The organism is Neobacillus sp. DY30 (assembly GCF_030123065.1).
GTDB lineage: Bacteria > Bacillota > Bacilli > Bacillales > Cytobacillaceae > Neobacillus.
Genome location: NZ_CP126093.1, coordinates 4,133,358 through 4,154,227, shown reverse-complemented (window position 1 = coordinate 4,154,227; position 20,870 = coordinate 4,133,358). Strand labels below are relative to the sequence as shown.

The 20,870-nt window shown below is 36.6% G+C and carries 29 protein-coding genes; 21 read left to right on the top strand and 8 right to left on the bottom strand.

The features are described from left to right. Nucleotides 1-152: 152 nt before the first annotated feature. On the top strand, nt 153-860 hold the full coding sequence (locus QNH29_RS20400) for a hypothetical protein (RefSeq protein WP_283861154.1): 708 nt from the start codon (nt 153-155) through the stop codon (nt 858-860). Between the two features lie 3 nt (nt 861-863). Here QNH29_RS20400 and QNH29_RS20395 read toward each other — a convergent pair whose 3' ends face one another. Next, nucleotides 864-1,031 carry a hypothetical protein gene (locus tag QNH29_RS20395; RefSeq protein WP_283861153.1) on the bottom strand — a complete coding sequence of 56 codons (168 nt, stop codon included), beginning with the start codon at nt 1,029-1,031 and terminating at the stop codon, nt 864-866. Between the two features lie 180 nt (nt 1,032-1,211). Between QNH29_RS20395 and QNH29_RS20390 the strand changes: the two genes are divergently transcribed. The 5 genes from QNH29_RS20390 (at nt 1,212) to QNH29_RS20370 (ending at nt 3,711) form a co-directional block, all read left to right on the top strand. Then, nucleotides 1,212-1,385 carry a YozD family protein gene (locus QNH29_RS20390; RefSeq protein WP_081954691.1) on the top strand — a complete coding sequence of 58 codons (174 nt, stop codon included), beginning with the start codon at nt 1,212-1,214 and terminating at the stop codon, nt 1,383-1,385. A 162-nt stretch (nt 1,386-1,547) separates the two neighbouring features. Then, the gene (locus tag QNH29_RS20385) at nt 1,548-1,721 is read left to right on the top strand and encodes a hypothetical protein (protein ID WP_283861152.1); all 174 of its coding nucleotides are present in this window, start codon (nt 1,548-1,550) and stop codon (nt 1,719-1,721) included. Nucleotides 1,722-1,727: 6 nt separating this feature from the next. Further along, nucleotides 1,728-2,519, top strand: a complete 792-nt coding sequence (locus tag QNH29_RS20380; RefSeq protein WP_283861151.1) for a serine/threonine protein kinase — start codon at nt 1,728-1,730, stop codon at nt 2,517-2,519. Between the two features lie 13 nt (nt 2,520-2,532). Next, a complete protein-coding gene (locus tag QNH29_RS20375) occupies nt 2,533-3,303 on the top strand; it encodes a sporulation protein (protein ID WP_283861150.1) in 771 nt (256 codons plus the stop codon). A 99-nt stretch (nt 3,304-3,402) separates the two neighbouring features. Then, entirely contained in the window at nt 3,403-3,711 is a 309-nt protein-coding gene (locus QNH29_RS20370; protein WP_283865693.1) for a YodL domain-containing protein, read from the top strand. A 38-nt stretch (nt 3,712-3,749) separates the two neighbouring features. On the opposite strand, the gene QNH29_RS20365 is transcribed toward QNH29_RS20370, so the two are convergent. Then, nucleotides 3,750-3,884, bottom strand: a complete 135-nt coding sequence (locus QNH29_RS20365) for a hypothetical protein (protein WP_283861149.1) — start codon at nt 3,882-3,884, stop codon at nt 3,750-3,752. Nucleotides 3,885-4,040: 156 nt separating this feature from the next. Here QNH29_RS20365 and deoD point away from each other — a divergent pair, with 156 nt between their 5' ends. From deoD to QNH29_RS20350, 3 genes are all read left to right on the top strand, one after another. Then, nucleotides 4,041-4,745, top strand: coding sequence for a purine-nucleoside phosphorylase (gene deoD / locus QNH29_RS20360; protein WP_283861148.1), 705 nt, complete (start codon nt 4,041-4,043; stop codon nt 4,743-4,745). Nucleotides 4,746-4,849: 104 nt separating this feature from the next. Further along, nucleotides 4,850-5,650 (top strand): M15 family metallopeptidase, encoded by an 801-nt coding sequence (locus QNH29_RS20355; RefSeq protein ID WP_283861147.1) that lies wholly within the window; start codon nt 4,850-4,852, stop codon nt 5,648-5,650. 130 nt (nt 5,651-5,780) lie between these two features. Then, entirely contained in the window at nt 5,781-7,274 is a 1,494-nt protein-coding gene (locus tag QNH29_RS20350; RefSeq protein WP_283861146.1) for a lmo1851 family serine protease, read from the top strand. Between the two features lie 129 nt (nt 7,275-7,403). Here the strand turns inward: QNH29_RS20350 and QNH29_RS20345 are convergent, their stop codons facing one another. Next, the gene (locus QNH29_RS20345; protein ID WP_283861145.1) at nt 7,404-8,114 is read right to left on the bottom strand and encodes an AlbA family DNA-binding domain-containing protein; all 711 of its coding nucleotides are present in this window, start codon (nt 8,112-8,114) and stop codon (nt 7,404-7,406) included. Nucleotides 8,115-8,231: 117 nt separating this feature from the next. Between QNH29_RS20345 and QNH29_RS20340 the strand changes: the two genes are divergently transcribed. Both QNH29_RS20340 and QNH29_RS20335 read left to right on the top strand, forming a co-directional pair. Then, nucleotides 8,232-9,176, top strand: coding sequence for a CobW family GTP-binding protein (locus QNH29_RS20340; protein WP_283861144.1), 945 nt, complete (start codon nt 8,232-8,234; stop codon nt 9,174-9,176). Between the two features lie 60 nt (nt 9,177-9,236). Beyond that, the gene (locus tag QNH29_RS20335; RefSeq protein ID WP_283861143.1) at nt 9,237-10,058 is read left to right on the top strand and encodes a hypothetical protein; all 822 of its coding nucleotides are present in this window, start codon (nt 9,237-9,239) and stop codon (nt 10,056-10,058) included. A gap of 55 nt (nt 10,059-10,113) precedes the next feature. On the opposite strand, the gene QNH29_RS20330 is transcribed toward QNH29_RS20335, so the two are convergent. Both QNH29_RS20330 and QNH29_RS20325 read right to left on the bottom strand, forming a co-directional pair. Next, nucleotides 10,114-11,474 (bottom strand): IS3 family transposase gene (locus QNH29_RS20330; protein ID WP_283861142.1). Its coding sequence is split into 2 segments (ribosomal slippage): nt 10,114-11,018 and nt 11,018-11,474, totalling 1,362 coding nucleotides; the frame shifts between segments, so codons are not numbered across the junction. Nucleotides 11,475-11,547: 73 nt separating this feature from the next. Next, nucleotides 11,548-11,790: a DNA alkylation repair protein gene (locus QNH29_RS20325; protein WP_283861141.1), complete on the bottom strand. Its 243-nt coding sequence runs from the start codon at nt 11,788-11,790 to the stop codon at nt 11,548-11,550. 95 nt (nt 11,791-11,885) lie between these two features. Between QNH29_RS20325 and QNH29_RS20320 the strand changes: the two genes are divergently transcribed. Next, nucleotides 11,886-12,158 carry a hypothetical protein gene (locus tag QNH29_RS20320; RefSeq protein ID WP_481858744.1) on the top strand — a complete coding sequence of 91 codons (273 nt, stop codon included), beginning with the start codon at nt 11,886-11,888 and terminating at the stop codon, nt 12,156-12,158. A gap of 13 nt (nt 12,159-12,171) precedes the next feature. Beyond that, on the top strand, nt 12,172-12,621 hold the full coding sequence (locus QNH29_RS20315; protein ID WP_283861140.1) for a FixH family protein: 450 nt from the start codon (nt 12,172-12,174) through the stop codon (nt 12,619-12,621). Between the two features lie 39 nt (nt 12,622-12,660). Here QNH29_RS20315 and QNH29_RS20310 read toward each other — a convergent pair whose 3' ends face one another. Further along, the gene (locus QNH29_RS20310) at nt 12,661-13,089 is read right to left on the bottom strand and encodes an Hsp20/alpha crystallin family protein (RefSeq protein WP_283861139.1); all 429 of its coding nucleotides are present in this window, start codon (nt 13,087-13,089) and stop codon (nt 12,661-12,663) included. A 190-nt stretch (nt 13,090-13,279) separates the two neighbouring features. On the opposite strand from QNH29_RS20310, the gene QNH29_RS20305 reads away from it, so the two are divergent. Together QNH29_RS20305 and QNH29_RS20300 are read left to right on the top strand one after the other, a co-directional pair. Then, nucleotides 13,280-14,062, top strand: coding sequence for an SDR family oxidoreductase (locus tag QNH29_RS20305; RefSeq protein WP_283861138.1), 783 nt, complete (start codon nt 13,280-13,282; stop codon nt 14,060-14,062). Nucleotides 14,063-14,162: 100 nt separating this feature from the next. Further along, nucleotides 14,163-14,321, top strand: a complete 159-nt coding sequence (locus QNH29_RS20300) for a hypothetical protein (protein WP_283861137.1) — start codon at nt 14,163-14,165, stop codon at nt 14,319-14,321. A gap of 48 nt (nt 14,322-14,369) precedes the next feature. Here the strand turns inward: QNH29_RS20300 and QNH29_RS20295 are convergent, their stop codons facing one another. Both QNH29_RS20295 and QNH29_RS20290 read right to left on the bottom strand, forming a co-directional pair. Next, nucleotides 14,370-14,933, bottom strand: coding sequence for a GNAT family N-acetyltransferase (locus tag QNH29_RS20295; protein ID WP_283861136.1), 564 nt, complete (start codon nt 14,931-14,933; stop codon nt 14,370-14,372). 309 nt (nt 14,934-15,242) lie between these two features. After that, on the bottom strand, nt 15,243-16,370 hold the full coding sequence (locus QNH29_RS20290; protein WP_283865691.1) for an amidohydrolase: 1,128 nt from the start codon (nt 16,368-16,370) through the stop codon (nt 15,243-15,245). Nucleotides 16,371-16,542: 172 nt separating this feature from the next. On the opposite strand from QNH29_RS20290, the gene QNH29_RS20285 reads away from it, so the two are divergent. From QNH29_RS20285 to dapF, 6 genes are all read left to right on the top strand, one after another. Beyond that, on the top strand, nt 16,543-16,866 hold the full coding sequence (locus QNH29_RS20285; RefSeq protein ID WP_283861135.1) for a DUF4870 domain-containing protein: 324 nt from the start codon (nt 16,543-16,545) through the stop codon (nt 16,864-16,866). A 108-nt stretch (nt 16,867-16,974) separates the two neighbouring features. Continuing rightward, nucleotides 16,975-17,175 carry a PLDc N-terminal domain-containing protein gene (locus QNH29_RS20280; RefSeq protein ID WP_283861134.1) on the top strand — a complete coding sequence of 67 codons (201 nt, stop codon included), beginning with the start codon at nt 16,975-16,977 and terminating at the stop codon, nt 17,173-17,175. Beyond that, on the top strand, nt 17,175-18,083 hold the full coding sequence (locus QNH29_RS20275; RefSeq protein ID WP_283861133.1) for an ABC transporter ATP-binding protein: 909 nt from the start codon (nt 17,175-17,177) through the stop codon (nt 18,081-18,083). Before QNH29_RS20280 ends, QNH29_RS20275 begins: the two co-directional genes overlap by 1 nt. Continuing rightward, entirely contained in the window at nt 18,080-18,859 is a 780-nt protein-coding gene (locus QNH29_RS20270) for an ABC transporter permease (protein ID WP_283861132.1), read from the top strand. The genes QNH29_RS20275 and QNH29_RS20270 overlap by 4 nt, the downstream gene beginning before the upstream one ends. Nucleotides 18,860-19,012: 153 nt before the next feature. Next, entirely contained in the window at nt 19,013-19,798 is a 786-nt protein-coding gene (locus QNH29_RS20265) for a hypothetical protein (protein ID WP_283861131.1), read from the top strand. A 62-nt stretch (nt 19,799-19,860) separates the two neighbouring features. Next, nucleotides 19,861-20,841 (top strand): diaminopimelate epimerase, encoded by a 981-nt coding sequence (dapF, locus tag QNH29_RS20260; RefSeq protein ID WP_283861130.1) that lies wholly within the window; start codon nt 19,861-19,863, stop codon nt 20,839-20,841. Nucleotides 20,842-20,870: the final 29 nt, after the last annotated feature.

Here is a 20,870-nt window from a genome sequence, read left to right as displayed (position 1 = left end):
TAAGGGGTAGACCCCTAAAAGTAAGAAAGTTAATCGGTTAGGTGAAAATCGTCTCTGCAAAAAGAGGCGATTTTTCTTTTCTCCATTGTGCGCGATACCTGGAAGTATGCATATACTATTGTAATCAAAATTCACGACTCATCATTGAGAGGATGGAGGATATGAAAAGAAGGAATATACCGAAGTATAAGGTCGGTGATACGGTCGTGATAACGATGTATGGTACAGTTGGCAAGGTAACTGATGTCAAGTTGATAGACGGAAATTATGTATACGAAGTAAATAAAAGTGATGGTCTTTTTGTTGAATCAGGACTACAGCTTCTATCAGAATATGAAGGAACGTTGGTGGAACAGGAGCAAATTGATATCGAATACAAATTCTTTTTTGGTGATCTTGTTCAGGTTGCTGGTTATGGCTCCGACCTTTTTAAGGTTGTCGGGTTTCGAACAGAGATTTGGCGCTACAAAGAAGATGCTTGGGAAGATGTTATCTACGAACTATCAAGGATAAGTGACGGGGAATGGCTGGAAGCGGGTGAAGAGGAAATGACCCTCGTTGCTGATGCCGAGAGTGCGGACACGTTTATTCAAAAGTTAGGGCTTCTGTACTTAGTCAATAATGAAGAAAAGCAGGTTGCCATTTCAAAGACACAAAAAAATATCGTCAGAAAAGCAGAACTTGAAGAAATCGAGCGAAAAAAGGAAAAAAAACAGCTAATCGATAACTTATTAGATATTTTTAATGATTACAAAATTTTATATACCATGTTTAACGACCAGGAGTATTATCAAGTAATGCGCGTGATTCTGAGAAAATTAAAAAGTGTCGTCAATGACGATGGTAAAAGCCATGTCTAGCTTCTACCAGCTGGATATCGAAACGAATAAGAAAATAACAAAGGGAATCCCGCACCATTTTATTAGAAAATAAAGTCCGTCTAGTATCTTCTCAAAAGCAGTGATGATCAATCCATCATCCTGATTTACATCTTCAATAATAGCTTCAAATTTTGCTGTTAGGTTTAACATAAAATCACCTCATTATCGTTATTTCTATTTATCCTATGCATGTCCTAAGAAAAAAAGACTTATTTAATCTTTTATTTTGCTCTCTATGTTTAAGCTGTAGAATATTTACCGATTCTTCTAGAAGTAAATAGCATGAATGGGCAGAATTCATCATACATTCTGTAAAAAGGGGGCGATGCTATGAGAGAAATTGAAGTATTTATTGATACGGAAGAGATTGCTGAATTTTTCTTTCATGAGCTGGTGAAAAGAGGATACGTTCCTACGGAAGAAGAATTGGAAGAAATCGCTGATATCACCTTCGAGTATCTCATCGAGAAAAGTATTATCGACGAAGAAGTCGAAGATGAATAAGTATAATATCACGGTACTTTATTCATCTTTTTAATAAGGAAAAACGAAAGACGAGCATATGAAACTGCTCGCTTTTTGTTTGTGAAAAAAATTTCTATTTAAGGGTGAAACTTTCCTATTTTTTTAGCGTATTACATACAACGAGGCTGAGGAGGAATGATGATGCTAAAAAAGATCTTAAAATCGATTCTAGGAAGTAAATCTCATCATCAAAAGTATTCACATTCAAGTAATGCTTGGAAAAAAATGAAACACCACAAACATAAGCATTATGGACATCACCACTATAAAAAGAAACATAAAAGTGGCAGTTTTTCTAGCTTCTTTAGCAGTTAACCTTATATGTTTAAAAGAATTATTTTAGGTGCTGCAAACCTGATGGAAAAGGGATTTCAGCAAAATGAAATCATTGCTGAACGCTATCGAATTATCAGCCATCTAGGTACTGGAAGTTACGGAAATAGTTACTTAGTAATGGATCAAGTATCACAGCAGCAGAAAGTTTTAAAAGCATTACGTATCCATAAAAGAATTAAAAAGTCGGGAAAAAAAGGTTTTGAGCTTGAAAAAACCATACTAAAATCGTTAAAACATCCAGGGTTTCCACAATATTATGAGGATGGAATCTATAAAAGCATTCCATTTTATACCATGGAGTATATGAAAGGGAAAAATTTTGAACAATTAATTTTTCAAGATGGTCAGAAGTATACCGAAATAGAAGCTTTTGTAATCGCCTATAAATTACTAGAGCTCATTCACTATTTACATGAACACCGACTGATTCACAGAGATATTCGTATCCCGAATGTGATTGCCGATGATTCGAGAATTGCTCTTATTGATTTAGGACTTACGCGGAAATGTGGTCATGACAGGGATAATCAGACAAAGCGAAATTTAGGAAAAGAGGTAAATCCCCAAGCTGATTTTTTTGGTCTTGGTCATTTCTTGTTGTTTTTACTTTATTCCAACTACACGTTTCCAAAAAACCAAAAAGAAAGCAGCTGGGAAGAAGAATTGGCAATTTCACTTCATGCGAAACATATTATAAGCAGGCTTTTACAACTAAGAGAATGTTATGAAAGTTGCGCACAAGTAAAGTCAGATATGAAATTATTAATTGAAAAATAAGGAGGATATGAAAATGTCTTTTTTTGACAAAGTATTTGCTAGTGTAGGAATAGGTTCTGCTACAGTGGACACGAAGCTTGAAAGGGATAGGTATATGCCGGGAGAGACGGTTAACGGTGTAGTAGAAATCAGAGGTGGAAAGGTAGACCAGCAGGTAGATGATATCTATTTAGCATTAAATACTACCTATTTGAAAGAATCAGATGATAAAAAGTATACGGTGACAGCTACTATCGATCGTTTCCGAATTACCACTCCTTTTACCATCGGAAAAAATGAGAGAAAAGAAATACCTTTTTCCTTCCAGCTTCCATTTGACACACCGCTGTCAATTGGTAGGTCTAAAATCTGGGTTACAACAGGTCTAGATATAAAAAATGCAGTGGACCCTGGTGATAAAGACTTTATTCAAGTTGTACCTAATCCATTAATGAATGAGATCTTTCATGCAGTAGACGGTCTTGGGTTCCGTTTACGCGAGGCGGATTGTGAAGAAGCTTCATATAAAGTTCGAGGACGCTTGCCCTTTGTTCAAGAATTTGAATATGTACCGACCTCTGGGCCTTTCCGCGGCAGATTAGATGAGCTTGAAGTAGTAATGCGGCCATCTGGAAATGGTGCAATTGAACTACTGTTACAGGTTGATCGTCGTGCTCGTGGTTTGGGAGGATTATTTGCAGAAGCAGCTGGTTTAGATGAATCCAATGTAAGAATAACCGTAACATCTGCGGATATTCCCAACCTTCAACAGCAAATTCAAAGCGTTATTCAGAGATATTCCTAATCGTCGACAAAAAAAGACGGATTTCTTTGGAGGATTCTACCATGTTTATCTCTAATTATTAAAGTAATGACATTTATTTTAATGATTGGAGGGGATAAGATGATCAAGGCGATTACCAGAAGAGCAAATATTCAATATGATGTGACAATCTTTCAAACTCCAAAGTATAGAGAATACAAAGGGTACAAACAAGTGTATCGTACCTTTATTCGTGCAGGTAACCATGAAAGTTGTTTGCAGGAAACATTCAGTCTCTTTAATGTGACTGATCGAATACCATTGAATTATAAGGGAAGATTTCTTTCTACTGGAGATATCATCTTAATTGATGAAGGCCGCGGCGGTCAGCATTACTATCAACTAAAGCCAGGCGGCTGGCAGCCTGTCAATCGAATCCATATTAGATAAATCAAAACCTAAGGAGTATGTCCTTAGGTTTTGTTATGTTAACCTCTGCTTTTTCTTCCGCCAGCAGCACTATTTTCTTTTGCGTGTGCCTCGTGTTCTGCGATTATTGCCTCGGGCGGAATGTGATTATTTTTCTTTGGTCGATTTGTTTGTGCTCGATGCTTTTTTCCCATAATGTTATATACCTCCTTTGGATAATCTAAAAATAGCTTCCCACAAATAAAGAAAATCATGACCATTTCAGTCAATGGTTTTTCAATCGAAAATGGTTATGATATATTGACAAGTGTGAGGTAATTACTTCACTTAAATGATTGGAGGATATTAAAATGAGTGTACATATTGGTGCCAAGGAAAATGAAATTGCAGAAACGGTATTACTGCCTGGAGACCCACTGAGGGCTAAATATATTGCAGAAACCTTTTTAGAGGATGCGAAATGTTATAATGAAGTAAGGAATATGTTTGGTTTTACGGGTACGTATAAGGGTAAAAGAATTTCTGTTCAAGGGACAGGAATGGGAGTTCCATCTATCTCCATTTATGTGAATGAATTAATGAACAGCTACAATGTTCAAAATTTAATCCGTGTCGGTACTTGTGGTGCTATTCAAAAGGATGTAAAAGTTCGTGACGTTATTTTAGCGATGACAAGTTCAACGGATTCCAACATGAATCGTATGACCTTTGGCGGAGTTGATTTCGCTCCATGTGCTAACTTTGATTTGCTCAAAAAGGCCTATGATGCAGGAGTGGAAAAAGGTTTAAATCTTAAAGTAGGGAACATTTTCACAGCTGACTCTTTCTATAATGATAATGCTGAGCTTGAAAAATGGGCCAAATATCAAATTCTTGCAATTGAAATGGAAACAACCGCATTGTATACGTTAGCGGCTAAGTTTAACCGCAGAGCATTATCGGTTCTAACTGTAAGTGATCATATCTTAACAGGTGAAGAAACAACGGCTGAAGAGAGACAATTAACATTTAACGATATGATTGAAGTTGCATTGGAAGCTGCCACAAAAGAATAGGAAAAACGACCTCTTTCAATACTTGAAAGAGGTTTTCATATTGACCTTTTTGGGAAAAATAGATATAGTGCAAAAAGGAAGATGAAAGATAGATAGGTGAAAATATGGGTTGGAAAACTTTATTAACGATAGGGATCTCAACTATTCTAATTAGCGGTTGCAGTCAAATCAATACAATTCTAAACAAGCTTCCGTTTACTGCAGATGACTCTGGTAAGAAACAGCAGTCACAAGAAGATGTATCTCCTATAAATGATCCACTTAGGTTGGAATCAATATTTTTCAATGATATAAAAGAAGTAGATGGTAAAAATGTGATACAAAATTCTACTAATGTGATGGCATTGGTTAACAAAGACTTTTTCCTGCCTGAAGATTATATCCCTCAGGACTTGGTTAGACCAAATGTTGAGTTTTCATTTGGTGAGGTGGAAATAGAAAAAAGTTTAATGAGAAAAGAAGCAGCTGTTGCTCTTGAGAAAATGTTTTCGAATGCAGAAAAGAACGGAATTGAACTTATTGCAATTTCGGGGTACCGCTCATATATCCGGCAAAAATCGTTGTTTGAAGCTGAAGTAAATAGAGTAGGGATAGAAAAGGCTGCTGAGGCAGTAGCAATTCCAGGCGCCAGTGAACACCAATCAGGGCTAGCGATGGATATTTCCAGCAAATCCAATAAATTATATTTGAACGAAGCCTTCGCTGATACAGCAGAAGGAAAATGGCTGAAGGATAATGCTCATCGCTTTGGGTTTGTACTAAGGTATCCCAAAGAAAAAATCGACATTACCAACTATATGTATGAACCGTGGCATTTTCGCTATGTCGGTATAAAAGCTGCAACGATCATGTATGAGCATAATTGGACATTAGAAGAATACTTTGATGAAGTAAAGAAAATGTAAACAATAAAGTACGGCACGCCTAAGGCAGGATGTGCCGGTTTTTTATATGAATAACATTTCTTTTTTATTTTTTAATAAAAGATGTTATTCTAATCTTTAAGGGCTAGTTTTACATATTATTTTTTTGACAATGAAAGTGGTGAAGGCTTTGGATGAACAAAACGTTGAACAGCAACATGAACAAGAACAAGTGACAGAAAAAAAATCTGGATATTTACACATTAAAAAATTTCATTTTATATTAATACTCTTTTTCCTTGTATTACTTTCTACTGGTATTACCACATTTGCTCTATCATTCGGAGATGAAAAGGTTATTACTGTAGGTACAGAAAGATCAGAATTTAATAAATTATACACAGCCTACGATACATTAAAGAGCGGTTATTTTGAGGAACTTGACCAGAAAAAACTAATCAACGGTGCGATTGATGGTATGGTAAAGGCTCTGGACGATCCTTATACAGATTATATGAGCGTTGAGGAAGCAGAGAACTTCCATAGTTCAATTAGCTCATCGTTCCAAGGAATTGGTGCTGAAATTCAAGAAAAAGATGGACATATTACGATAGTTTCACCTATCAAAGGATCACCTGCAGAAAAAGCAGGTTTGAAACCGAATGATATTATCATGTCGGTAGATGGTAAAAGTCTACAGGGAATGACTTCGACTCAAGCAGTAATGATCATTCGCGGTAAAAAAGGTACAAAGGTTGAGTTAACCATCCAACGGCCAGGAACCGATGCACCGGTAAAGGTTCCAATTATACGTGACGATATACCGATTGAAACGGTTTATGGTGAAATGGTGGGTGATGGGATAGCTAAGGTTCAAATAACTAGTTTCTCGACTAATACATCAAAGGACCTTGCAGCAAAGTTAAATGAACTTCAGAAAGAAGGCATGAAAGGCTTAGTTCTGGATTTACGCCAAAACCCTGGTGGTTTATTAGATGAAGCGATTAGTATTTCAAGCATGTTTGTTCCGAAAGGGAAACTGGTATTAAAAGTTGAAGATCGTAATGGAAAGACCGAGGAGTATCCTTCACAAAACGATGGAAATCCTGATTTTCCATTAGTGGTATTGATTGATAAAGGAAGTGCCAGTGCTTCAGAAATCCTTGCGGGAGCTGTTAGTGAATCTGCAGGAGTAAAATTGGTAGGAGAAACCTCATTTGGAAAAGGAACCGTCCAAACGGCTAAGGATTTCCCTGATAAATCAAATATTAAATTTACAACGGCCAAATGGCTGACCCCAAATGGTAATTGGATTCATAAAAAGGGTATTAAACCTGATTTCGAAGTGCCGCTTCCGGAGTACGCTTCTTTACCAATTATCAATCCAGATAAAGAGCTAAAGCTTTCTAGCTCTTCCACGGAAGTGGAGTCTGCACAAAAAATGCTAAAGGCAATCGGTTTTGATCCAGGCCGACAAGATGGTTTTTTTGATGAAACAACCCAGTCGGCTGTTATCAGTTTTCAAACCGCTAATAATTTACCAGCAGATGGTATATTAAAAGGGAATTCCACTATAAAATTAATGGAAAAACTGAGAGAAATGATTGAAACAAATGATACCCAGCTTCAAAAGGCAATTGAAGTGTTAAAAGAGGAAATGAAATAAGAAAGAGGTCTGGACCTTGTGGTTCAGGCTTTTTTGTATGAAGAAAGTATAATCTTTGCATAACTATCCGACATTGGAAATTAAAGAAACAGGAATTAGGTATCTTTAAAGATGATAAAATTAATTACCTCAATTTTTAGGAAGGACATCTAATAACTCTCGTATTCTATCTTTTTTGCGTTCTATCAGTTCTTCAATAAATTGCCGATACTCGTTCTCATTTTGTGAAGCGATCTCTTCATATAATTCTTTTAACTGGCCAAGGTGCTCTTTTAGGGTATATTCATTCACCCCAGAACCTCCAGACTGTACTTTCCGAAGGATGATTTCAACGAGCTTATCATTGGTTGCCTCTAGTGATTTGGTTCCTTGTCGGACATATATGGCGCCATAACGAAGCTCATTTCGTTGAACCACAGAAGTATAGGGAACGTATTTTGGATCATATTCAATCATAAGTACCTGAAAACGTTTATTGCTCAAGGTTAGCTGGTCCTTATTATAATGAAAATCTTCTGTCCGATATTTTAAGTATTTGGGCAGTAAATTGGAAAGTTTATTATCAATATCTGCTTTATCTAAGAAATCATCTTCGTTAAGACCGGTTAAAGAAATAGCCCCCTCATCATTTTGACTAACACCGACTATAATGCAGCCGCCGCCGGAATTTGCAATTGCAAGTACATGTTTTGCCATCTTAGAAAATTCTGTCCATTTCGTTTTAAAATCTAAAAAATCTGTTTCTCCCGTATTGTTAAAGAGAAGGTCTTTTAACGTTTCATGCGAAGGGTTTTTTACGAAATGCAGGAGACTTTTTGGATAGACATACTCATAAATCATAAGAAATATTCCTTTCTGAATATTCTTTTTACCATTATTATAAGCGACTTGTATCTAGTAGTTAGCCCAATTTCATATATAATGAAAGAATTATCAAAAGAAAAAGAGGTAAGTAGGATGAACAATACTGAAGTTTATATATTATCAGGTTTTTTAGGAAGCGGGAAAACGACTCTTTTAAAGCGATTACTCGAAAATGAGCGATTATTAGGCAGAAAAACAGCTGTAATGATGAATGAGTTAGGGAAGGTGTCCATTGATTCTGAAGTAGCTCGTGATGAGGATGTGGCTTTAAAAGAACTGTTAGGGGGCTGTATCTGCTGTTCGATTCAGGACAAGCTAGAAGCTCAGCTGCAGAGTTTGTTAGTAAATGAAAAACCAGAAGTCATTTATATCGAAACTACTGGTGCCGCACACCCGGTAGAAGTTCTGGATGCCATTCTTTCGCCATTATTTGCGGATCAATTTACGATAAAAGGTATTGTAACCACAGTAAATGGATTAAGGTGGAGGGACAGGAAGGCGTTAGGTCCACAGCTCCAACAGTTACTTATCGAGCAGGTCAGACACCGAGATTTTATTCTGATCAATAACATGGAGGAATTATCAGATTCTGATCATGCAAAAATTATTTTTGAAATTCAAGGAATCAATCCATCGGCTCGTTGTTTATTAACCAATTTTTCACAGGTTTCAATTGATGAATTAAGAAAACTAACTTTATCATTTGACAATAAAACCAGTTCCACCTTCACTAAAAAAGCCCTTAATTTAACTACGTTTGTTTACCAATTTCAAGGGCCGATCGATCATATAAAGTTTGAGCAATTTTTAAAGGATTTACCAGAGGAGATTTACCGTATCAAAGGCTATGTGAAATTTGATTCCTCATCAAAACCATATCTTTTCCAATATTCTTACGGAATGCCTTTTTACATGAAAGAAGAAATGAACTTACCCTTAAATTTAGTTTTAATTGGTGAAAATATCCATTGGACAGAGATAGAGGAAAAGCTCAAACAACTTGAAAAGCAATTCAAAAATCGAAAAGAAAATGAATGAACATTTCTTCTTCAGGTAACTCTTTTAATGTAGTTATTTTACATTGTAAAGGAGGATTAGATGAAGAAGAAAACAGCTATTATGATGGTTATTCTTTTCCTCCTTTATGGTCAAGGGGTCCATGCCGCCGCTACTATTAGTTATAAAATTGAAATGCTGCCATGGGAAGAGGTTAATAAAGTTTTACCAAAATATTCGAAGTTTACTGTTTTGGATATTGAAACTGGTAAAAAGTTTAATGTTCAAAGACGGGCGGGAAGCCATCATGCTGATGTACAGCCTTTGACTGCAAAGGATACTAAAATGATGAAAAAAATTTACGGAGGAAAATGGAGCTGGAAGCGGCGGGCCATCATTGTAATCAGTAAAGACCAATGGATTGCCGGGTCTATGCACGGTATGCCGCATGGGGGAGGGGCTTTAAAAAATAATTTTCCAGGGCATTTTTGTATCCACTTTTATGGAAGTACGACCCATCGAACAAATGCAATGGATCTGTCACATATGCTGATGATTTTTAAAGCTTCTGGAAAGTTGGAGGAGTACTTAAGTAAGGCATCGCCATATGAAACCGTTCAAGCATATATTGCAGGTTTAAAGCAGCAGGATAGATATATTTCTAAGTTGATTAGCGTACAAAAGCTTAATTGGAAGCCCATATTAGGCAAAATTGAAAATGTTAGAATCACTAGGATGCCTATATTACCTGCTGAGGATTTAAAAGAGGAAATAAGTCTGGATGTACCTGTGGAGATTGATTGGTTTATTAAAGATAGAGGACGACAGCATTATAGCGGTGAACTCCATTTGATGCGTTTTTCAACAATGGAAGGTTGGAAAATAGATTCTGACTCGTTCTTAAAAGAAAATGGATTAAAATAACATGAAAAAAACACCTGTATTGAAGTGACCCCGTAAAGTTAGACAGGTTATTTCGTTAGGCAGCTTGTTGGGCCTGAACTCGGTACTGTACTGGGCTCAGGCCTTTTAATTTTGCCTTAATTCGTTTGTGATTGTAGTAATCTATATATTTTTCTAGTTCTTGTTTGAAATGGTCGACACTTTCAAATTCTTTTAGATACAGAAATTCTGATTTCAAAATCCCGAAGAAATTTTCTATAACGGCGTTGTCGTAACAGTTTCCTTTACGGGACATACTTTGCGTAATACCTCGCTCGTTTAGGGAATGTTGGTATTTTTTCATCTGGTAGTGCCAACCTTGATCTGAATGAATAAGTAGTTTATTGCCGTCGGTTAACCGTTCACAGGCTTGATATAACATCGTTGAGACAAGTGAATAGGTCGGTCTTGATCCAATTGTATATGTAATAATTTCTCCATTATATAGGTCCAATATCGGGGATAAATATAGCTTCTCTCCAAATAATTTAAACTCTGTAATGTCTGTAACCCATTTCTCATTTGGTTCTTCAGCTTTGAAGTTGCGATTTAAAATATTTGGTGCAATTTTACCTACTTTACCTTTATAAGAGCGATATTTTTTCATTCTGACGAGACATTTTAGACCTAGTTCTTTCATGATACGCTGTACTTTTTTGTGATTTACTTTGTGTCCACGATTTCTAAGTTCATCACGAATACGGCGGTAGCCAAAACGGCCTTCATGTTCGTCATAAATGGATTGAATCAATCCCTTCAGCTCTGCATCTGTATCAGGACGCCCCATGTTTTTCACCCAATAATAATACGTACTACGGGGGATATCTGCGAGTTGTAAAAGTGCTTTCACCGGAAATTCATGCCTTAATTCAAAGACTACTTGCGCTTTGTCTTTTTTGGTGATTTTTCCTTGTTTTGAACTAAGGCATTCAACTTTTTTAAATATGCATTCTCCATACGTAAACGTTCTAATTCCATTTGGAGTGCTTCCATTGACCCTTCCGCTGGTACTTGTTTATTGGATGTTTTTTGATTCTCATTTTTCATAGATGGACGTCCCTCTTTCTTTATTTGTAGGGCATCCAATCCTTCTGATTCATAAGCGATTTTCCATTTTAAAAGTGTTGAAGGTGATGGAATATTAAAGATCGCTGCTGTTTCCCTGATAGACGTCCCTTGCTCGTTCATATAATTGAGTACGTCTAGTTTATACTGTTGAGGATAGGATGTATACCGTTTTTCAAAGGCATCTTCACCAAAAAGATTATATTGTTTGATCCACTGAAGGAGTACACTATGATCTACACCGATTGAACGAGCAATTGTTTTCACTCCATCATTACCATTTAGATATTCTTTTACTGATTGTATTTTTTGCTCTGTCGAAAATTTCGCCATTAAAAAATGCACCTCGAATTGTTAGAGTGTGTCTAACAATTCGGGTGCACTTCATATAAGGTGTTTTTTTACGTTAAGCTTGCTGACCAAATTTAATAAACGTCCTTTCGTCTTCAATTAACCCGCAGGAGGCACATTGAATTCGATAATCCGGTCCGTTGTATGGCAGGTGGAAGGGTTCTAATTCATTTTCGCCGTACTCTCTGACGACCTCACCTGATTGAGGGTCTAGTTTTACAGATTGTGAAACTTGTTGGATGATATTGAAACGGCTTCTATTGGTTTTACAATTTGGACATTTATAAGGTGTTGACATGGTTATCTCCTTTCAAATGTTTATTGTATTTATTTTTTGCAATAATGTTGGAAAGTATGTAACAATGCAATTGAGGATATGTGGAGGTGGCTATTTTGATTGCCGATTTCAATTTTGATGAATTACTAGCCGAATATCGAAGAATATGGAATAATCGGTTGCTTGCTGTGAGTGATGGAAGCAGTGAAGACACACTTAAAGAAGCAGTGAAAAGAGAATTGCTTGATGAAAATTCCCATCCGCGAATACGTAAAAATAAGTTTGAAAAATATTATTCTGCTATTTGCAGAATTACTGGGTCAACCATCTCAAATGAAGCTAAGGTAGCGCTCATACTTTTACATAATCATGTAATGGACAAATTATAAAGGAGGGATAAAGATGAGGAAGTTCTTATTTTTCATTGTTATTATTGTATCTATATTGAGCATCACTGCTTGCAATAATAAGGACCAAAAAGCAGGTGACTTACCTGAGTTTGTGGAGGTAGAGTTGACGGTTACACCAGAAAAAGGAAATGTTAACGAACCGATGATTTTTGAAGCTAAGGTTACTCAGGGAGATGAAAAGGTCGACGACGCCGATGAAGTGACCTTTGAAATTTGGCGTGCCAAGGATGAAAAACACGAAAAAATTAAAGTCGAACATACTGAGGATGGAATCTATCGTCTAGAAAAATCATTTCAGCAAGAAGGAACATATTATATTATTTCCCACGTCACCGCAAGAGACATGCATAACATGCCTAAAAAAGTATTCGTAGTTGGAACCCCAAGTGAACCAGAAGACCCAAGCGAATCAAAGGATTCAATGCATATGGAAGGGAATTAATAAAGAAAAAGACAGTTTTTTAAGACTGTCTTTTTTCTTTTAAATTTCAGACACATCAATTTGGGAGTATTGAATGTCATGTGATTTTATTAATTTAATCTCAAGTATCCCATCTTTAAATTTTGCAGAGGACCCTTTCTTTCTTACTATAGCTGGAAGAGCGATGGAATGTTTAAGATCCCGCTCAGGTATATTTTCGACAACCAACTGGTTTGCAGTATGATAAACCCGTAAATCTTTAAGGATAGACTCATCTTTAATTGGGATTCTAACAAAAACAGAATCATGTGTTTCAAAAGCTGTAGAGTTCAGGGAATTTACCTGTTGAGAGGAGTGAGGGCGAAAATGGTTAATAAGGTCCTGAGAATTCAATGGACTTTCGGAATGAGTGGGCATAACATTTCCCAAGATACCTTTAATAAATTGATCGATTTCATCAGGTTTCATATGCTGAAGCTTATTCTTCATATCTTTATTAAAAGGAAAAAAATTAAATGGGAACATAAACTCCACACCCTTTCATTAGACTCTCACTAGGCATTGATACCTTATACTATGCACCATAGGTGACATGCGTTATAAATAACTAGAAATTTAAAGATATAATCAAGCCGTCCAAGCATATAGTTTAGAAAATATAATTGTGAGGTAATGGCTTGTGAAGAAAAAAACCGCGTTAATTACTGGGGGAGCCGCAGGGTTAGGAAAAAAAACAGCCTGCCAGTTAGCGAAACAAGGATTTCAGCTGGCTATTAACTATCGAAACAGTAAGCAAGAAGCGATCCTTTTAGCAAAGGAGCTTGAAGAGGCATACGGGAGTAAAATTATATGCATTCAAGGAGATGTGGCAAATCAGGCAGATTGTACAAATATGGTTGAAACAGTTATTTCGGAATTTACCTCCATTGATGTTATGATTCATAATGCCGGACCTTATGTTCGAGAAAGAAAAAAAATGACGGAGTATTCGTTCGATGAATGGGATTATTTAATCAATGGGAATTTAAATGCAGTCTTTTATTTATCGAAAGCCATTATACCTATTATGAGAGAGCGCCAATGGGGAAGAATTATTACAATGGGATTCGAAAGAGTCGAAACCACTCCTGGCTGGGTTTACCGTTCGGCTTTCGCTGCGGCAAAAACAGGGCTTGCCTCACTGACAAGAACCATTGCTATTGAAGAAGCAGCAAATGGTATTACGGCTAATATGGTTTGCCCTGGAGATATTATTTCTCATTGGAAGGAGAAAGGCATCGAGGAAGCAGCCCTTAATGAAAGCGTGCCAGTAGGAAGACATGGTACGGGAGAAGACATCTCCCGTGTCATTTCCTTTCTCGTTGATGATAAGTCCGATTTTATAACTGGGAGTATTATTCCTGTCACTGGAGGAATGGATGTTCTCGGAAAAGTTTATTCACAAAAAAATCAATCAAAATAATTTTCCTTTTACAATTTTTTGAACAATTCTATTTTTTGGAATGGTTTAAGTTCCTTTTGTTGATAATAGTTATAACACATCTATGAAAGGAGCAAATAAAATGAGTTTTAACATGAACCGTATTAATCCAAATCAAACTCAAGTATTTTTTCATGATGGTCGTTTTGAAACATTAACAAACGAGGAACTAGAAGAATTTTTGCTCCATATGGGTATTAGTGAGGTTAATTCTGGAACAGAACAAAATATAACGGATTAATAAAAATTGTTTATACCAAAAAAAGCAATCGGCAGGAGCCGGTTGCTTTTATGCTTCTAATAAATGTGATGGTTCTTCTTGTACTGAACCGTTATTACGCATGAGGTAGAAGGAGTATTGGTCTTTAGGAATTTCATATAGATCATACACTTCACCTTGTGCATTCAACTGGTCGTAAAGTGATCTTCTTGTTTCATTGGCCTTAACAACATAAGGGAGTTTTTCTGCAGCCTTAATAGACCTGATATTTACCTTACGAATCCTCATAAAGATGGTTTCTATTCCTAATGTATAAAATACCTCTTGGAAAAAGGCGTCCTTTGCAGGGGCATTATAGCCTTTCCCGTGGTATGGTTTTCCTAGCCAGGTACCTAAAAATCCTGCATTATCTTCAATATCAAAAAGATTAATGGTTCCAATAGGGGCACCCCATTCATCAAGAATGGTCCGCGAAATTAATTCACCGCGTTCTTCCGCTTCAATCGTTTGTTTTGTCATAAAGATGAATTCTTCATAAGAAGAGCATTTTTGACGCACAAAAGGGAAGACATCCGGATGCGACATTAATTCAAATAATACATGGCTGTCATGAAGATCTCGTTTCTTAAGCATTGAATTTCCCTCCATTTGGGCAATCCGATCCCATGTCTAAAGAAGCGGCCCACCCTCGAAATTTTTTATTCAGATAAACTAAAAAATTTCGGGGTGGGAATCGAACCCACTAGAACCAGGTATTACTGGTGGCGCACCATTTGCCTTCCCTATATCATTTTTTTTGCTGCAAAAATTATGTGATTTACCCCCCAGATTTTTAGGCCTATTTCGGTTTCACTTAGAGTATCATACTAGAAAAAATAAAAAAAATAAATAGGTTTTTTGTTGTTTTTTCGTGTTTATTTATTGGCAAATTTCAACATATTTCTATTGTTCTGAGAAAACGATTTCACCGCCAATCATTGTCCATTTTGGTTTTGCTAAATAATGAAAAGGATGGTGACTCCAAAGTACTAAATCAGCCTCTTTTCCCTCGTCAATACTTCCTAATTGTTGATCTAACCTAAGGTTTCTCGCAGGTAAAATGGTGATCCCTTCTAGTGCTTTTTGCTCCGAAAGACCTTCTCGAACCGCAATCCCCGCACATATATTCAAATACTGAATAGGTGTATATGGGTGATCGGTTGTAATTGATACTTCTACACCATTATTTGTTAGTTCTTGATAGGTTTTCCACGTTTTGTTCTTTAGTTCAATTTTAGATCTCCTTGTTAAAGTTGGACCGACTGAAACCTTTAAGTTTAAACCAGCTAACTCGCTGGCAATTAAATGTCCTTCAGTACAATGTTCAATTCTTAAATCTAAATTGAATTCTTCAGCAAGACGCAATGCCGTTATAATATCATCTGCACGATGGGCATGAATTCTAACAGGAATCTCTCTCTTTAAAGCCATAACCAGTGGTGCTACTCTTAGATTATCTGGGTTATCCGTATGGATTGCTCTATAGAATGCTTCCCGCAGCATTCCCATAATACCCATTCTTGTAATGGAGTCATTATTCCCCTGACTATGAATTCTTTTTGGATTTTCTCCTAATGCAAGTTTAAGACCTGCAATTTCCTGGACAATCATTTTTTTTACATTCTTCCCGGTTGTTTTAATTACTGAAGTAGTCCCTCCAATAACATTCGCACTTCCAGGCATAACATGTGCGGTGGTGATTCCGCTTTTGATGGCATCGGAAAAAGCAGGATCTAGTGGATAGACACCATCTATAGCTCTAATATGAGGAGTCATTGCTTCTGCTGTCTCGTTTGCGTCATTACCAGCCCAGCCAGTTCCTTCATCATATAGACCTAAGTGGGTATGAACATCAATAAAGCCTGGGAAAAGATACAATTCATTACAATCCAGGATTTTAACATTGGAGTCAGCTTGAAGATTTTTGCCTACCTTTATGATTTTCCCTTTATCAATTAAAACATCGCCGTTTTTTAACGGTTCAGAGGTAATGGGATAAACGTTTGCATTTTTTAAAAGAATTTTCATCATCATTAAACCTTTCTACACACTGATAATATTATTTTTACTATTTTATCAACTGGACGATGGAGTTGATAGTGGAAAATAAATGATTTTTTAAAAAAAATATGAAACCTTTACGTAATGGGAGCGTAAGTATTAGGGAAAGATAGAAAAAATTTTCTGTTGGGGGAATCTTAAAATGATAAAAAGCGAAGAAAGAACGCTTGGGGCAATTCTCTATGTTGTCAGTCTATTTTTTCCTATAATAGGTCCTCTTGTTATTTGGTTATTAAAGAAGGATGAGTCATCATTTATCAATTATCATGGAAGAGAATATTTTAACTTTTTCATTTCATACACAGTTTATTCCTTAATAAGCGGAATATTAATTTTCCTAATTGTAGGCATTTTCCTATTATGGATATTAGGAATAATGGCCCTAATATTCACAATCATCGCAGCCGTCAAAGCATACGAAGGAAACGAATACCGATTCCCATTGATTTTTAGAGTAATAAAATAATAATATAGGCCAACTAACCCAGCAATAAATTTTTTTGCTGGGTTTTGAACGTTTTTGTAGTTCAAACGTCATATCAATAAATAAAGCATGAAACAAGGGGGAACTAATATGGAATTATTAGAAGGAATCAGCTGGGGATTAATTGCACCGCTCTTTATTATTCATCTTATCTTACTAATTGTCTCACTCGTTGACTTATCTAGAATCGAAAAAACAAATGGTCCGAAACTGCTTTGGGTGTTTATTATTATTTTTGTTAATATCATAGGACCCATTCTATATTTTGTCATTGGAAGGAGAAATGATTAATGTCTCTCATCCAAATTAAAGGATTAAAGAAGAGTTTCCAAGGGAATGAGGTGATCAAAGGACTTGATTTTAAGCTTGAACAGGGGAAGTGTATTGCCTTATTGGGCCCCAATGGAGCTGGTAAAACAACGACCCTCAGGATGTTGTCAGGATTAATGAAACCAACTGCTGGGTCAATTTCTTTTAGCGAGGCTAAAAAGGATGGAGATATTCGCCATTTAATTGGCTACCTGCCGCAGTTTCCTGTTTTTTATGACTGGATGTCAGGATTCGAATTTCTGCAATACGTAGGGAAGCTTGCTGGTTTAACAAGTAAAGAAGCAAAGGAACGTTCGTTAGAGCTCCTTGAGCTGGTAGGGATTAGTGACGCAAAGAATAGGAGAGTAGGGAAATATTCCGGCGGGATGAAGCAAAGGCTTGGTATTGCACAGGCAATTATTCACCGTCCCCAACTGGTTATACTGGATGAGCCTGTGTCTGCTTTAGATCCCTTTGGCCGAAGAGAAGTATTAGAGCTGCTCGAAGGATTGAAAAAGGAGACGACCATTCTCTTTTCCACACATATACTAAATGACGCAGAAGAAGTTTGTGATGAAATCCTCTTTTTACATAATGGGGAAATTGTCGAATCGGGAACAATGGTGGATTTGCGTGAACGTCACCAGCAGGCAAAGATAGACTTGATTTTCCGTAAAAAAACAGAAGAAATGGAACGTACATTTCGAACTCATCATTTAACAAAATCTGTTTTGATAGACGGAAACCGGATTAGCGTGTTTGTTAGCAATGTAGAAACAGCCAGGAAGGAGTTTTTAAAGCTAATATCTGAAAGAGACTGGCAATTGGATAAATTTGAAATAAGCAGTATGACCCTTGAAGATGTATTTATGAAGGTGGTGGGAAAATGAGCCAATGGATCACGCTTTTTCAAAAAGAGATTCTAGAAATGTGGAGGAATTTTAAATGGATTTGGGTTCCAATCACCTTTATCTTATTAGGTGTCACCGAGCCATTAACCAGTTATTATATGCCGCAGATCATAAAATCTGTCGGAGGGCTGCCAGAAGGAGCGATTTTTGAAATGCCAACTCCAACAGCAGGGGCGGTATTAGCTTCTGGTCTTAGCAAATACTCGACGATTGGGGTGTTAGTTATTGTTCTCGGAACAATGGGGATCATTGCTGGTGAAAGAAAAAATGGAGTAGCAGCAATGATTCTTGTAAAGCCGGTTTCCTATCTCTTCTATGTTACTTCTAAATGGGCGGGGAGTCTTTTGCTCGTGTGGATTTCTTTATTTATTGGATACATATCAACTTGGTACTATACGGGGCAGTTATTTGATTGGGTCCCTATTGTGGAATTTTTTCAATCGTTTGTTTTATATGGATTATGGCTGACTGTTATATTAACAGTTACAGTATTTTTTAGTGCAGTTCTTTTGTCCCCGGGAATGGCAGGATTTATCACACTGGCACTCGCGCTGGTAGTAAGTATTATTAGCGGAGCACTTTCCCATTTACTAGAATGGAGTCCTTCGCAATTAACTAGTTATGCAGGTGCTTTACTTACTTCAGGGGAACTTCCTAATGACACACTGCCTTCCAGTTTAATAGCGCTTTTGCTCATTGTCATCCTATTATGGTTAAGCGTGTTCTTTTTTAGGAAAAAAGAGCTTGCCTCTTAATGGTTTGATATTGGATATTTCTTTAGAGGCCAGTAAATCGGCTTCTTTTTTTTCTATTAATTTTAATAACCGATATAGAGAAAAACTCCTATCATTTTTTTTATGTATGTTTAATAGAATAAATATAAGAGGGGTAGATAAGGAGTTTTCTGGATGAAAATACATGAATTTTACCGTAGTAGTGCCAATATTACCTTAAATGGCAGCATCGTATCGCTTGTTCCTGCTATCATTATCGGTATTGGAAATCTATATTTCTTTCAAAGCAATCAAATAATGTTACTAACAATACCTTTTATTGTTTACAGCTTCATTAGCTTTCAGGTTTACCTATATAGAATGAAGCAAGCTATTTTCATTAATCGTAATATGTCTCAATCGAATAGCCATTCTGATAGTCTATTTTCAGCAAAACACCTTGTGGTTGTATTCATGAATCAGCAAGAGTCTAGTGTACATCTCTTCTTTCCTGATGGAAATGAAGCGGGGATTATTAAGAGACATCGGCAAAAGGGATTCCAGCTGTTTAGGAAACAAAGAATTTATGCACTTTATAATAAGCAATACCAGGCTGTTGGATATTATAAAATAAAAAAAATTACGCCATGGATTATTGAAGTCTATGATAAAAACAAGAGATATTTAGGATGTTTAAAAAAAGAGAGAATTACTTGGCTGCAAGAGAAGAAAGAAATGATGGATGAATCAGGAACATCCATTGGCTCTGTTGAAGGTTCGGGATATTTTATGGATGAGTGTGTCTTAAATCAGTCGAGGCAGCAGGTCGGCCGGCTGAGACGTGGATGGATGCCTGTTGAATGGAGTGGTCGATTCCCCGAACCCAATACTCCAGTACTTTCTCTATCAGATAATTTAACGGAAAAAGAAAAGCTTTTGAGGTTGTCTTTTTTGATCAATGAATTTTTTATTGAGAGATAGAATGTGTCATTCTTACTGATTATTTGTTAGAATAAGATATAAAAATTTCGGAGGTTATTGTAGTGCAAATTGATTTAATTAAAGGTCATGGTTCAGGGAATGATTTTCTCATAATCGATGAAATAACGAATTCTTATTGCTTTTCAGACAGTGAAAGAGCGAAGCTTGCAACGTTGTTATGTAATAGAAATTCCGAATTAGGGGCAGACGGAATTCTTTTTACCATGAATAGCGATCGTGCTGATGGAAGAATGCGGGTATTTAATGCAGATGGTTCAGAAGCATCTATGTGTGGCAATGGCCTGCGGTTAGTGGCTAGATATGTTTGTGAAATGAAGGGACTTAATGAAGCAGTTATTGAAACCATGAAGGCTGATCTGAAGGTAAGTAAACAACAGGATATCTATCCAGATGTGACAACCTACCAAGTAGAAATTTCACCGGTTTCATTCCTTTTGGAGGATCTGCCATTGAAATTAAATCAACCCCATTTACTTAATGAAAAAATTCCTGAGCTATCACAGGAGTTATCATTTTCTGCGCTTGCCGTACCGAATCCGCATTTAATCTCGATAGTAAATAGCGAACAATTGCAATCTGGGGTGCAAAAAGAGGTAAGCGAGAAGGTAAATAATCCAAATGAGTTATTTCCTGACGGCGTAAACGTCAGTTTTGTTAAATCTTTAGCAAAGGGCAGTATTTACGTAAACACGTTTGAACGTGGAGTGGGCTTTACAAATGCATGCGGAACGGCAATGTCAGCATCTTCATTGGTAACATGTCTGCAAGATTTGAATAGCGCGGAAGAAATTATTAATATTTATAATAACGGTGGAAGGGTGCAATGTGTGGTTCATGAACACGATGAAAACTACAGCATTGATTTGATTGGAAATGCAACGTATATGTACCAAGTACATGTTGATGTTAACCTAGAACGTGAAACTTTTTCTGTGATCTCGAAAGAAGACTTTTCTGAGCAGTCAACCTATGAAAAATTGCAAGCAGACGCTCAAGAGACTCTTCGAAAAGCTGGGTTATAATCATTTGAATACGTAAAGGAGGTCACATA

Coding starts and splice junctions, on each gene's coding strand:
- QNH29_RS20400 (WP_283861154.1), top strand. CDS start 153: ATGGAGGATATGAAAAGAAGGAATATACCGAAGTATAAGGTCGGTGAT.
- QNH29_RS20395 (WP_283861153.1), bottom strand. CDS start 1,031: ATGTTAAACCTAACAGCAAAATTTGAAGCTATTATTGAAGATGTAAAT.
- QNH29_RS20390 (WP_081954691.1), top strand. CDS start 1,212: ATGAGAGAAATTGAAGTATTTATTGATACGGAAGAGATTGCTGAATTT.
- QNH29_RS20385 (WP_283861152.1), top strand. CDS start 1,548: ATGCTAAAAAAGATCTTAAAATCGATTCTAGGAAGTAAATCTCATCAT.
- QNH29_RS20380 (WP_283861151.1), top strand. CDS start 1,728: ATGTTTAAAAGAATTATTTTAGGTGCTGCAAACCTGATGGAAAAGGGA.
- QNH29_RS20375 (WP_283861150.1), top strand. CDS start 2,533: ATGTCTTTTTTTGACAAAGTATTTGCTAGTGTAGGAATAGGTTCTGCT.
- QNH29_RS20370 (WP_283865693.1), top strand. CDS start 3,403: ATGATCAAGGCGATTACCAGAAGAGCAAATATTCAATATGATGTGACA.
- QNH29_RS20365 (WP_283861149.1), bottom strand. CDS start 3,884: ATGGGAAAAAAGCATCGAGCACAAACAAATCGACCAAAGAAAAATAAT.
- deoD (WP_283861148.1), top strand. CDS start 4,041: ATGAGTGTACATATTGGTGCCAAGGAAAATGAAATTGCAGAAACGGTA.
- QNH29_RS20355 (WP_283861147.1), top strand. CDS start 4,850: ATGGGTTGGAAAACTTTATTAACGATAGGGATCTCAACTATTCTAATT.
- QNH29_RS20350 (WP_283861146.1), top strand. CDS start 5,781: ATGAAAGTGGTGAAGGCTTTGGATGAACAAAACGTTGAACAGCAACAT.
- QNH29_RS20345 (WP_283861145.1), bottom strand. CDS start 8,114: ATGATTTATGAGTATGTCTATCCAAAAAGTCTCCTGCATTTCGTAAAA.
- QNH29_RS20340 (WP_283861144.1), top strand. CDS start 8,232: ATGAACAATACTGAAGTTTATATATTATCAGGTTTTTTAGGAAGCGGG.
- QNH29_RS20335 (WP_283861143.1), top strand. CDS start 9,237: ATGAAGAAGAAAACAGCTATTATGATGGTTATTCTTTTCCTCCTTTAT.
- QNH29_RS20325 (WP_283861141.1), bottom strand. CDS start 11,790: ATGTCAACACCTTATAAATGTCCAAATTGTAAAACCAATAGAAGCCGT.
- QNH29_RS20315 (WP_283861140.1), top strand. CDS start 12,172: ATGAGGAAGTTCTTATTTTTCATTGTTATTATTGTATCTATATTGAGC.
- QNH29_RS20310 (WP_283861139.1), bottom strand. CDS start 13,089: ATGAAGAATAAGCTTCAGCATATGAAACCTGATGAAATCGATCAATTT.
- QNH29_RS20300 (WP_283861137.1), top strand. CDS start 14,163: ATGAGTTTTAACATGAACCGTATTAATCCAAATCAAACTCAAGTATTT.
- QNH29_RS20295 (WP_283861136.1), bottom strand. CDS start 14,933: ATGCTTAAGAAACGAGATCTTCATGACAGCCATGTATTATTTGAATTA.
- QNH29_RS20290 (WP_283865691.1), bottom strand. CDS start 16,370: ATGATGAAAATTCTTTTAAAAAATGCAAACGTTTATCCCATTACCTCT.
- QNH29_RS20285 (WP_283861135.1), top strand. CDS start 16,543: ATGATAAAAAGCGAAGAAAGAACGCTTGGGGCAATTCTCTATGTTGTC.
- QNH29_RS20280 (WP_283861134.1), top strand. CDS start 16,975: ATGGAATTATTAGAAGGAATCAGCTGGGGATTAATTGCACCGCTCTTT.
- QNH29_RS20275 (WP_283861133.1), top strand. CDS start 17,175: ATGTCTCTCATCCAAATTAAAGGATTAAAGAAGAGTTTCCAAGGGAAT.
- QNH29_RS20270 (WP_283861132.1), top strand. CDS start 18,080: ATGAGCCAATGGATCACGCTTTTTCAAAAAGAGATTCTAGAAATGTGG.
- QNH29_RS20265 (WP_283861131.1), top strand. CDS start 19,013: ATGAAAATACATGAATTTTACCGTAGTAGTGCCAATATTACCTTAAAT.